This window comes from Haliea salexigens DSM 19537 (assembly GCF_000423125.1).
Taxonomy (GTDB): Bacteria; Pseudomonadota; Gammaproteobacteria; order Pseudomonadales; family Halieaceae; genus Haliea; species Haliea salexigens.
In genome coordinates this window covers 1-10,388 of sequence record NZ_AUHJ01000036.1, presented here as the reverse complement: position 1 = coordinate 10,388, position 10,388 = coordinate 1, and the positions used below count along the sequence as shown (strand labels likewise).

The window sequence follows — 10,388 nt, the reverse complement described above, 5'->3', positions numbered from 1 at the left end:
GATTCAGAACCTATCATGCTGCTGAAACCGCCTTATATCATGCGCTTGGGGCGCTACCGGTACCGAAAGCCGCCCACAAATTTTTCTGACGAGGCAGAATTTTTTACACCGGATTGCGCTTAGCAGGCTGTTGAAAAACCCGATTTATGAGTGAATAGCGCATCCGTTTACAAAGGGCAATGACGATGCGGGGACAATCCAAAACTCAAGCGGCACTTTTCAGCTATGTTGACCTCGAGAGTCGAATTCCTACGTCGCACCCCATCAGAAAGGTGCGCGGAATAGTCGATCAGGCGTTGATCGAGCTTGAACCTGCGTTTTCTGAGATGTATTCGGCTGTTGGCCGTCCGTCGATCCCCCCAGAGCAGTTGATTCGGGCACTACTTCTTCAGATATTCTTTACGATCCGGTCAGAGCGTCAACTGATGGAACGCCTGGACTACGATCTGATGTTCCGCTGGTTTGTTGGGTTGTCTATGGATGACAAGTGTTGTCTCGCTCAATAATCCGTGACGCCTTTCCCAAGTAAATTCGGGCCGGGCAATACAATACTTCCCTGATTATTCCGCAGCCGCAGCCGCAGCCGTGCCGGGGATCGGGGTCGGGATAAACCTCATTGCGGGTGGTGGTACACGCGAGTGGGTCCAAGCGCGGCAACACTCGCCGGTCGATCAGACCGGTGAATGTTGAGGGAGGGTTCGCCGGGATACGGCAAGCCGTCAGAACGGCGGGTTGTCCTCGAACGGTAGTTCGAGATTGGGGTCGTCGACGTCGAGGTGGTGATCGAACCCACGCTCATGATCGTCGCGGATCATCGCCTCCAGCAGTGAGTCACGATCCTGTTGCCAGAGGATCTCGCTGATCGACCGGCACAGGTCGTACACGGCGAGCTTCTGCTCAGGCGACCAGGTCGCCATGATCGGCAACAACGGTGTTGTCATCATCCGGCCTCCGTCAATGCGGCCTGCACATGTTCCGCCGTGACGCTCCTCGCCTGGTTAATCGCCGCAGCGGTCAGCGCGTAGTGAGCCAGGCGGTTGACCTTGCGCGGTAGCGCCTGCGTCGCCTGGAAGATCGCTTCGACTGCAGCGGGTTCGAACAGCGGCAGTTCGCAGCTGGCCAGGCGCAGACGGTGGGCCAGATACTCGGGCAATTCGCTGCGCCCAAGGCCACCGAGGTGGTAGCGGACGACGATGCGTTGCTCAAGTGATTCGTGCACGGCCATCTGCAGGCGGCGGCGCAGCTCGGTCAGGCCGACCAGCAGCAGACACAGGCGGTTTTCCGAGTCCATCTCGTAGTTCGTTAGCAGGCGTAGTTCTTCCAGCACGTCATTGCGCAGGTGGTGCGCCTCGTCGATGATCAGCACTGGGCGCTGCTTGCCTTCGAGCAACAGGCGGGAGACCTCGGTACGGATCTGGCGGAAGGCGCTGGCGCGGTTGCGCTCGGTGGGCAGACCGAACTCCCAGGCGATGGACTTGTAAATGTCCATGACGTTGCCGGTCGTCAGCGGAACATAGATGGCGCGGTACAGGCCCGGGTGCAAGGCGTCGGTCAGGCGCCGACACAGGGTGGTCTTGCCGCTGCCGGGTTCGCCGGTCAGCAAGCCGATACCGCGCAGCTCCAGCAGGTGCTTGAGGCGGATCTCGGCCTCGGCCTGTGCGCTGGCGGCGAACAGCACGGTGGCCGCCAGGGTGTGGTCGAACGGGAACTGGGTGAGCGCAAAGTGCTTGAGATACATCAGTGTGCCCCTCCCGCTGGGGCGTCGTTGTCATCGGACTCGAGGGCGGCCATCATCAGGCCCGAAGGTGCCGGCTCGGACGGACGATCGGGGTCGAGGGCTCCGCTGCGGCGATGGCGCTTGACGAAGCAGTTGGCATAGAGGTCGACCCGGCGCGCCTGCTCGATACACTGACCGTTGTGCACGACCTGCACCGGCGCGTCGGGTTGGCTGGGGTCATAGCGCAGGGTCACCCGCTGGCCGATCAGGCTGGCATCGACTTCGTAGACCTGCCCGTGCAGGGAGACCGTGCGATCATTCTGGACCTTGCGGTGATCCTCGAACAGGAACAGATCATCGAGGTCCATTCCGGGCTCCGGGTAACGCATCCCCTCGGCGGTTTGCGCCCAGCGCTCCAGCGGGGTCTGCTGCTCCAGTCCGCGATGCGGCTGCTGGTGGTACTCGCCCTCAATCCACACGGCCAGACGCCGGTTCAACGCGCAGAGGCTGGCGGTATCGTGGTCAGTGAGGTCAGCGATCAGTTGTGCGCGGCAAGTTCTGAAGAAGCGTTCAATCTTGCCCTTGGCCTGTGGCTGGTGGGGCCGGGCGTGAATCAGCGCCACACCCAGCTTGGCGCAGATCAGTGCAAACTGGTGCGAGCGGTAGTTGGCGCCGTTGTCGACGAACAGGCGTTGCGGCAGGCCGCGACGGATCAGCGCCTGCTTGAAGACTGGCAGGAAGGCGCGGGTATTCTCGGCAAAGGCGAAGGCGGCGTGGGGTATGACGCGGGTGGCGTCGTCGATGAAGGCGATCAGGTAGGTTTTGCGCTTGCGCCGATCCTCGCCCGGGACGGCGGGCCCGTGCATGACGTCACTCATCCACAGCTGGCCGGCACGGGCGAAGGCGAAGCGGCGCCGGTCCTCACCGGGCGCGGCCTCACCGTTACGGCTCATCAAGCCCTGCTGCTTGAACAGTCGGTGTACCGTGGAGATGGGCAGCGATTGGGCGGCAGGCAGGAGGCCTTCCTCGCGGACCTTGTCAATGATCCGCCGGATCGAGCGATCTGGCTCCGCCTCCTTGATCTGCAGCAAGCGCTCGACCAAGGTCGCAGGCAAGGCCCGCGGATGGCCGGCATCGATGCGTCGCTTCGGCTTGAGGGCATCGAAGCCGCCGACGCGGTAGTCGCGCAGCCAGTCACGCAAGGTGGATTCGGCCACGCGGGTACGCTGCGAACCGGGGATCTGGTGATCGGTTGCGACGATGCGCTCGATCGTGTGCTGACGCTGTCGTGCGGTGAGATCATCAGGCAATAGTTGAGCGATCAAGCGGTGGCGGAACAGGGCCACCCGCTCGCTGAGGTCGTGGGCATCTTGGGTCATCGGAGCTCTCCATCTCAAGCGGCCGTGAATCGGCCTGCCGGGACAGTCTCCAGAATGGCGATGGGCGGGTCAGGCCCCGCCTGGTGTTGGAAGCGCGGCACGGCAGTGTCCCGACAGCGCCGGCGCGGATCAAAGCCGAACGGCGTGGGCAGGAGCGGCAGGTAGCGGGCGACCATCCCGCGCAAACACATCAGGACGGTATCGCTACCGAGTGCCGCGGCAAACGCCTGCAGCGTCGGCGCCACCGCGGTGAAGTGCGCCGGCTCGAGCCCGCGGATTGCGGCCAGGGTGCGGTGGATCGACTGACAGAGCCTGTCCAGGTAGCGCAAGGCGCCGGGCAGTTCGATCTCCGTTCGCAACTGCCCAGCGGCCGCTGCGCGTGAGGGTGCCTGTTCGACGGCCAGCACCGTGGCCTCAAGCTCGGCCAACGTCCCCGAATAATGCGACGCCAGGCAGTCCGGCAAGGCACTGACGGTGCGCCGGGCCCGGGGGCAGTACCAGCGAGCGATCAGGGTGCCGACTGGACGGACCCGTTCGTAGGTCCCATGGCGTGAGAATCCGCATCCGCCCTCAGCATGCCACGGGCAACGCGTCAGGGTTGCGAACCGCCACAGTTTACCGGCAACATAGACCTCGCTGGTGGTTGGCGTCGCCAAACGCACTTGCACACCAGCCACGGCCCGCGCGGGTGGTTCCGCGGCGGGCCATCTTCTCCTTCTTGTTCTTAGGCGGCCCTCAGTTTGCCTCTTCTGGCGCGACTCGCCAAGCCATCGGCATTACCCAGCCGAGGGACGATGCAGCTTGGGATATCCCGGATTCTGCCGGTTTCCCAACACGTCCGGAACGACACAATCCGGAATGAAACCCACCGCGGTTTACGGATTATTAAGCGAGACAACAACAAGGTATGGAATCACTCGGTGTTCTCAAAGAACCGGGATCGCCTTCTTGCCAGTGAGATCGACGAGCTGTTCTTCGATGCCATCAAGAGGCAAGCGAGCGCCCGTCAGCTTATGTCGAAAGATCATTTCAGCGTGGATGGCACCTTGCTGGAGGCCTGCGCCTCGGTCAAATCTTTTAAGCCGAAAGATGACGGTGGTGACGACGACAGTGATGGTCAAAACTTTCATGGCCAGAAGCGGAGCAACGAGACCCATCAATCAAGCACAGATCCGGACTCAAAGCTGTTTCGCAAGGGCAAAGGGAAAGAGTCAAAGCTGTGTCACATGGGGCACATCCTGACGGAAAATCGAAACGGACTGATCGTAGAGGCTGAAGTCACTGAAGCTGGCACAAGTAAAGAGTGGGATGCGGGTACCACGATGTTGGCAAAACAGGGAACACGTCCCGGAAGAACCGTAGGTTCCGATAAAGGCTACGACACCCTGGAATTTGTTGAGGGTAGTCGTGGCTTGGGCATTACCCCACACGTAGCTGCCAAGTCCTTGCGTAGCTGCATTGATAAACGAACGACGGGCACCGAGGGCTATAAAATCAGCCAAGTCAAACGCAAGCGAATTGAAGAGTGCTTCGGCTGGATGAAAGATATAGGGCTGATGAGAAAACTTCGTCATGTTGGGCGAGCCAAGGTCTCTTGGATCTTCCGCTTTACGGCGGCTGCCTATAATTTGACCCGATTGAAGGTGTTGATTGTCTGAAAGGGCAATTAAGGGCTTTGATAGCTGACATTTACGAGTGTTTTGATCAAATTTTGAACAAGACTTGCTGCAGAAAGATTATTGGTGCTGAAGCATCGAGAAATACCAAGATAAATTTTACGCCTCGTCAGAAAAATTCGTGGGCGGTTTTCGGTGCCGGTAGCGCCCCAAGTGCATGGTATAAGGCGGTTTCAGCAGCATGATAGGTTCTGAATCCATAGGATTTTCTGGTAGTCAGTTTCGCTTTGTTGTTGAAACCCTCAACAATGCCGCTGGAGAACTGGCCTTTGGCCCGGAACCAGTTCAGCAGCAGCGGTCGGTGGCGCCTCAGCTGACGGGCCATTTTCTTCATGGGCTCGATCTGCGATCGCATCGTTCGGGTACACCATCTGTCCAGGAATTGGCCCGCCCAATAGGGCGATTTATAGGACCAGAACAGCTGAAACTCTTCCTTCAACAGGTAGCTCCTGACTGTCTTCAAATTGTAGCGCAGAAGCTCCGCCAGCCTGGGTTCCTGTTTCGCCGTCAGATTCTCTGGCCGTTTGAGCAGCAACCAGCGGCTATTGGTCAATACCGGCTCATAGCCCTCTCGCTTCAATTGCCGAGCCTCCTCGGCACGTACCTGGTCAATCGCCTTGCTCAGGTTCGCCATGATGTGAAACCGATCCAGAATATGAATCGCGTGGCCCGCCTTTTTGGCAATCACCTTCAGGTACGGTTTCCACATGTCGCTGCAAATATAGCGCAGCTCGCTACTGCGGTCCTTACCCAGCCAGCGGAAGAACCGCAGCAGGGTCTTGGCCTTCCGCTCCTGTCCAATCCACAGCAACCGGCGGCAGTCGGCGTCGATCTGGTAAACCAGCGTCAAATAGTGGTGCCCGCGCTGCCAGGCGATCTCATCCACACCGATTGCCTCTATCCCCGACAAGTCCTGGTGGGCCCGACCCCAGGCCACCGCTCTTTCCACCGAACTGAACACATGGTCCCAGGTCGTCCGAAACGCCCCGGCCACCTCCTTCCAGCTCAGCCGCTTCGCCCAGCCCGCCAGGAACCAGGCATAGGTCTCGGTCAGCTGATGCTTGCCCGCTGCCCAGGGCATTCGCTCAACTCGAATACCACAGCGCCGGCAGCTCACCCGGCGCGGGGCGTAGACGAAGAACACCTTGATACCCCACATCGGGATGAACTCAAAGCGGCGCACCGGCAGCGTGTCGTAGCCGGGCCTTCGCCGTCCGCAGCCCGAGCAGATTGCCCGACCGTTGGCCCGGGGGCGCAGCTGTGCCTCAATCGTCGGCTCGCTGGCGTCTTCCACCCAGCGCACCGGGCCGTACACAAAAGATTTGAAATTCTGCACGCGATTAAGGATAGTCTTGAGGTGCATCCTGTCGTCCTTCCTCTGTCTGGTGCTTGGTCGCACTCGTATCATTACAGAGTCAGGGGGCAGGATGCACTCTCTCCTGTTCAGCCTGCTTTTAGTCGTATTCCGGTCACGCCGGGCTATTCTTTACCCACAAATTTTCCTGAAGAGCCAATTTTACTAAGGCGCACTTGTTATAAAAGTCGTAGCATTCAGGAAAACCAGATTTTTCAACAGCCTGTTAGGGTAGGCTACGCCGCCTTTCACTGTGACACAAAGTTATCCCTGGATAGGGCCGGTGTGATTATAGAGGAGTTTTTATGGCGATTAGCGCCGTTTTGCCCCTGAAAGCCAGTGGCAGTTATGATGTCAACGACTTAAAGCGGGCGCACATTCTTTTTACGTCGCTCAGCACTTTTTTGCCGGCGGGGTTGATTAGCGAATTGTTTGTTGTCGTGCCCGGGTATGAAGTGGAATTGGTCAGACATGAATATGCCTGTTGGCAAGGGTTAAATATAATCGTCATTTCTGAAGACGAGTTGCTGCCGGAGCTGAAAAAATACCCTAAGATGCGCGGCTGGCGTAAGCAGCAATTGGTCAAAATAGCGATTGCAAATAAAGTGTCTAATAAGTTCTATCTGACATTGGATGCCGATGTGGTCTGCTTAAAGCCGTTAACAGAATTATTGTTACTACCCGAGGGCAAGGCGTTGTTGCAGTATGAGCCAAGGGCACAGCATCCGAAATGGTGGCGTTCGTCTGCCCGGCTGTTAGGTATCAGTGCAAATATCGGCCCGAAAGGAGTAGGTATGACAGTGACACCGGCGTTGATGGCAAAAACCATCAGCCAACAGTTGATGCAGGATTTAAAACCAAAAAACAGACAGTTAACTTGGGCTGACAGGTTGTGCTCATTACACAACCCTACAGACCCACGCAACTGGTGGCTGGGCCGTTACCTGCAGCTAAAGTGGACCGAATATTCGCTATATTATCTGTGTGCGCTAAAGCATCAGCTGTTAGAGCAGTTTCATGTGATTGCAGGCACCAGTAAAGTGCCGCAGCTCATGTTGATACACGACTCTCACCCCTATGAGCAGTGGCAGGTGGCGGATAGCTTCGCAGCCGACAATCCGGGGTTATTCTGTGTGGTGGGCAGTAAAACACGCTTGCCGCCAAAGCAGGTATTTGAGCGGTTGTCGGCATTTATTCAGCGGCAACCTGATGCGAGAGTACTGGCGCTTTTCGATTAAGGCGTCAATGAAGCAGCGTAGTGTGATACTTGGACAAAATAGCCATGAGAACGAGAAAAATTTCCTGTTTTGTGATTGTCTGTAATGAAGAAGATCGGATAGAGCGTTGTTTGCAATCGCTTTCTGGTTGGGTAGATCAGCTAATCGTATTGGACTCGGGCAGTAAGGATAATACTGTAGCTATAGCACAACAGTATGCAGACAAGGTTTATCAGACTGACTGGCCGGGCTTTGGCCCTCAACGTAATCGCGCTTTAACCTGGTGTGAGCATGATTGGGTATTAAACATCGATGCTGACGAAGTCATGACTGATGCCCTTAAAGCAGAAATTGATGCTGTCTTGTCTGAACCAGATTTGCAGGAAAATTTATTTAAAATGCCTTGGCATACTTACTTTTTTGGTAAGTTGCTGAAGCATGGTCGTTATTCCTCGCCGCAGGGTAAATTATTTTTAAAGACCGGTGTGAGTTTTAAGAACCGCCAAGTGCATGAAACGCTGCTTATTCCAAATGAGAAAAGTCGTACGCTTAAGTCTGCCATTATTCACCACAGTTGGCGCAGTTATCATCATGCACAGGAAAAACACCTGAAATATGCCTGTTTACTGGCTGAAGAAAAATATGCCAAAGGAAAAAGGAGTAGCCTGGCGTTTGCAGTGCTACGTTTTTTTACCGACTTCTTGCAGCAATATTTGTTACATCTTGGTTTTTTAGACGGGTGGAGAGGCTTTTTGATGGCCATTATTTTGGGGCAATACGGTTTTAATAAATACGCTGCACTGGTTACTTTACAGGCTGAGCATAAGGCAAAACAGCAATGACAAAGTCTGCTGAAAAATTACCCATAAGTGCCTTTCTGGTGACATGTAATGAGGCAGCGCACATAGCATCCGTTTTGGATGCTTTGCAGGACTTTGCCGAAATTATTCTGGTTGATTCGGGCAGTACAGATGGCACTCAGGAAATAGCCAGGGCAAAAGGTGCTAAAGTAGTTCATCAGGACTGGCTGGGATTTGCTAAGCAAAAAAACTTTGCCATGTCATTGTGCCAGTATGATTGGGTAATTAATGTTGATGGCGACGAAATACTTTCATCTGAGGTGATAACACATATTCGGAAACTGTACGAACAGAGCGAAGACATTGCCATGCGCTTGTACTTTGAGGATGTTTTTTGGGGCGAGACCATGTCGCCGTATTCAGGCAAACGTTCTATAGTCCGCGTGTTCCGGCGAAGTCAGGCGCAGTACCCACTTGATCGAAAAGTTCATGAAAATCTGGTGTTGGCAAAAGGGGTATCGACTGTCAAAGTGCAGGGGCTGGTTACGCATTTTGGTTACGGAACCACAGAGTTACTGATGCAAAAAAAGAATAAGTACTCTTCGCTCAAAGCGCTTGAAAAGTTTGAAAAACGTAAAAGACCATCTCTGATTAAACTCTGCTTTATTTTCCCTCTTACCTTTGTCAAATCCTATGTTCTGCAAAGAATGTTTCTGTCTGGTAAGCGGGGGCTTGTGCATGCGCATATTGAAGCTATGTATGCTTTTCTAAAAGAGGCAAAATTGTTTGAATACCAACAGCTTGCCGGTAAACAACATGCCGATGCTCTGCAGAGAGGACGATTAAAATGAAAATTCTGCACGTACTGCAAAGTAAATTGTCTTTGCCTGCTCGAGATTACGGTGGAACTGAGCGTATTGTCTGGGGCTTATTAACTGCGCAACAGGCGTCTGGTCACGAGGTACGTTTGTTGTGGGGGGACGCTCCAGACTTACCAAAGAATGCTGCTCGGCATGATGCGACAAAGTCTATGCGTGAGCAGATAGGCGGCTGGCCCGATATAGTGCATTTTCACCAGCCCTTTGATGGTGAGTTAGATGTGCCTTATATTAGTACTGAGCATGGTAATGCAGAACATGCCCGTAGCTATGGCCAAAATACAGTGTTTTTAAGTGCACGCCACGCTAACAACCACAATGCGGAGTGTTTCATACACAACGGTCTGGACTGGACCGAATATGGCCAGCCGCATTTAGGTAAACCACAGAATTATTTCCATTTTCTGGGCAAGGCCAAATGGCCGATAAAAAACCTCAGTGGCGCAGTGGCTGTGTCAAAGCAAGCGGGTGTCAAGTTACAGATATTAGGTGGTGTCCGATTTAGCCTCAGTAGCAGAGGCTTTTATTTCCATCCTGATTGGCATTTACGTTTTAACGGCATGGTGGGGGGCGCAGTTAAACACAAGTTGGTGCGTAATTCACGGGGGCTGTTATTTCCGGTCCGCTGGCACGAGCCTTTTGGTCTTGCCATTATTGAGTCTTTATATTTGGGAGCTCCTGTTTTTGCAACGCCGTATGGTGCAATTCCTGAAATCATCACCCAGCCAGAGCTTGGCTTTCTGTCGTCAAGTTACAGTGAGCTTGCATCGGTGATGCAAGACAGTAGCAAGTATGATCGCGAAGCCTGTCATCACTACGCTAAAACCCGATTTAATAACCTGACGATGGCTGCGGCTTATCAGCAGTGCTATCTAAAAGTTATTAGTGGTGGTGTGTTGAATAGCAAGAAGCCTTATGCGGAGCATCGCTGGCATGAGCTATTACCTGTTACTAATTGATGGGGCTGACGTACTTTGTTGTGTTGTAAACACCCATGATTAAAGTATTGTATTCAACAGCGTTGCTGCTGCTCACGCCTGTATTGCTGTTATATTTCCTGCTGCGTTCGCGTAAAGACCCGGCCTACCGTAAGCGTTTCAGTGAGCGGCTGGCGTTGCAGCCGGTGCCTACGCAAGCTGTAGGCGGCATGTAAGCGTTCATTCCACGACGTTCTGCCACCCCGCTAAAATTCGCCCTAACCCGGATTTCTCATCTTGGATTCAAATCCGAAGTGCATCACTTGATGAGGTAGAAAAGGCGGCCAGCTGAGAGTATGCTTTGCCGCTTTTTCTCCGGCAAGAGATTAAGTGATGACCAAACCATACAGCCAGCTGACCTATGAACAAAGATGCCAGATTTATCTGCTA

General features: G+C 54.5%; 11 protein-coding genes and 1 pseudogene. 7 read left to right on the top strand and 5 right to left on the bottom strand.

From position 1 onward, the window contains the following. Positions 1-185: 185 nt before the first annotated feature. Positions 186-485, top strand: a pseudogene (locus G533_RS22870) (transposase); the annotation flags it as partial. Positions 486-719: 234 nt separating this feature from the next. Here the strand turns inward: G533_RS22870 and G533_RS0118550 are convergent. The 4 genes from G533_RS0118550 to G533_RS24670 are packed head-to-tail and all read right to left on the bottom strand — an operon-like array spanning position 720 to position 3,455. After that, complete coding sequence (locus G533_RS0118550) at positions 720-944, bottom strand: hypothetical protein (RefSeq protein WP_027951221.1); 225 nt, start codon at positions 942-944, stop codon at positions 720-722. Next, on the bottom strand, positions 941-1,738 hold the full coding sequence (locus G533_RS0118545; protein ID WP_027951220.1) for an ExeA family protein: 798 nt from the start codon (positions 1,736-1,738) through the stop codon (positions 941-943). The genes G533_RS0118550 and G533_RS0118545 overlap by 4 nt, the downstream gene beginning before the upstream one ends. Next, on the bottom strand, positions 1,738-3,096 hold the full coding sequence (locus tag G533_RS0118540) for an IS481 family transposase (protein WP_027951219.1): 1,359 nt from the start codon (positions 3,094-3,096) through the stop codon (positions 1,738-1,740). Before G533_RS0118540 ends, G533_RS0118545 begins: the two co-directional genes overlap by 1 nt. A 14-nt stretch (positions 3,097-3,110) precedes the next feature. Beyond that, entirely contained in the window at positions 3,111-3,455 is a 345-nt protein-coding gene (locus G533_RS24670; RefSeq protein WP_144079956.1) for a hypothetical protein, read from the bottom strand. Positions 3,456-3,890: 435 nt separating this feature from the next. Here G533_RS24670 and G533_RS22860 point away from each other — a divergent pair, with 435 nt between their 5' ends. Beyond that, positions 3,891-4,754 (top strand): IS5 family transposase, encoded by an 864-nt coding sequence (locus G533_RS22860; protein WP_051230658.1) that lies wholly within the window; start codon positions 3,891-3,893, stop codon positions 4,752-4,754. Positions 4,755-4,881: 127 nt separating this feature from the next. Here the strand turns inward: G533_RS22860 and G533_RS0118525 are convergent, their stop codons facing one another. Beyond that, the gene (locus G533_RS0118525) at positions 4,882-6,135 is read right to left on the bottom strand and encodes an ISL3 family transposase (protein ID WP_027951218.1); all 1,254 of its coding nucleotides are present in this window, start codon (positions 6,133-6,135) and stop codon (positions 4,882-4,884) included. A gap of 296 nt (positions 6,136-6,431) precedes the next feature. Here G533_RS0118525 and G533_RS0118520 point away from each other — a divergent pair, with 296 nt between their 5' ends. From G533_RS0118520 to G533_RS24665, 5 genes are read left to right on the top strand one after another with little or no spacing between them, the layout of a single operon-like run. Continuing rightward, positions 6,432-7,364, top strand: coding sequence for a DUF6492 family protein (locus tag G533_RS0118520; RefSeq protein ID WP_027951217.1), 933 nt, complete (start codon positions 6,432-6,434; stop codon positions 7,362-7,364). Between the two features lie 44 nt (positions 7,365-7,408). Continuing rightward, a complete protein-coding gene (locus G533_RS0118515) occupies positions 7,409-8,185 on the top strand; it encodes a glycosyltransferase family 2 protein (protein WP_027951216.1) in 777 nt (258 codons plus the stop codon). Then, positions 8,182-8,994: a glycosyltransferase family 2 protein gene (locus tag G533_RS0118510; protein ID WP_027951215.1), complete on the top strand. Its 813-nt coding sequence runs from the start codon at positions 8,182-8,184 to the stop codon at positions 8,992-8,994. The genes G533_RS0118515 and G533_RS0118510 overlap by 4 nt, the downstream gene beginning before the upstream one ends. Next, positions 8,991-9,980, top strand: a complete 990-nt coding sequence (locus G533_RS24235) for a glycosyltransferase (protein ID WP_084639166.1) — start codon at positions 8,991-8,993, stop codon at positions 9,978-9,980. The genes G533_RS0118510 and G533_RS24235 overlap by 4 nt, the downstream gene beginning before the upstream one ends. Before the next feature lie 35 nt (positions 9,981-10,015). Continuing rightward, positions 10,016-10,174, top strand: a complete 159-nt coding sequence (locus tag G533_RS24665; protein WP_205622664.1) for a hypothetical protein — start codon at positions 10,016-10,018, stop codon at positions 10,172-10,174. Positions 10,175-10,388 lie beyond the last annotated feature (214 nt).

Excerpts from the sequence above, each read along its gene's own strand:
- G533_RS0118520 (WP_027951217.1), top strand. The coding sequence starts at position 6,432 with ATGGCGATTAGCGCCGTTTTGCCCCTGAAAGCCAGTGGCAGTTATGAT.
- G533_RS0118545 (WP_027951220.1), bottom strand. The coding sequence starts at position 1,738 with ATGTATCTCAAGCACTTTGCGCTCACCCAGTTCCCGTTCGACCACACC.
- G533_RS0118510 (WP_027951215.1), top strand. The coding sequence starts at position 8,182 with ATGACAAAGTCTGCTGAAAAATTACCCATAAGTGCCTTTCTGGTGACA.
- G533_RS0118525 (WP_027951218.1), bottom strand. The coding sequence starts at position 6,135 with ATGCACCTCAAGACTATCCTTAATCGCGTGCAGAATTTCAAATCTTTT.
- G533_RS22860 (WP_051230658.1), top strand. The coding sequence starts at position 3,891 with ATGCAGCTTGGGATATCCCGGATTCTGCCGGTTTCCCAACACGTCCGG.
- G533_RS24235 (WP_084639166.1), top strand. The coding sequence starts at position 8,991 with ATGAAAATTCTGCACGTACTGCAAAGTAAATTGTCTTTGCCTGCTCGA.
- G533_RS0118515 (WP_027951216.1), top strand. The coding sequence starts at position 7,409 with ATGAGAACGAGAAAAATTTCCTGTTTTGTGATTGTCTGTAATGAAGAA.
- G533_RS0118540 (WP_027951219.1), bottom strand. The coding sequence starts at position 3,096 with ATGACCCAAGATGCCCACGACCTCAGCGAGCGGGTGGCCCTGTTCCGC.
- G533_RS0118550 (WP_027951221.1), bottom strand. The coding sequence starts at position 944 with ATGATGACAACACCGTTGTTGCCGATCATGGCGACCTGGTCGCCTGAG.
- G533_RS24665 (WP_205622664.1), top strand. The coding sequence starts at position 10,016 with ATGATTAAAGTATTGTATTCAACAGCGTTGCTGCTGCTCACGCCTGTA.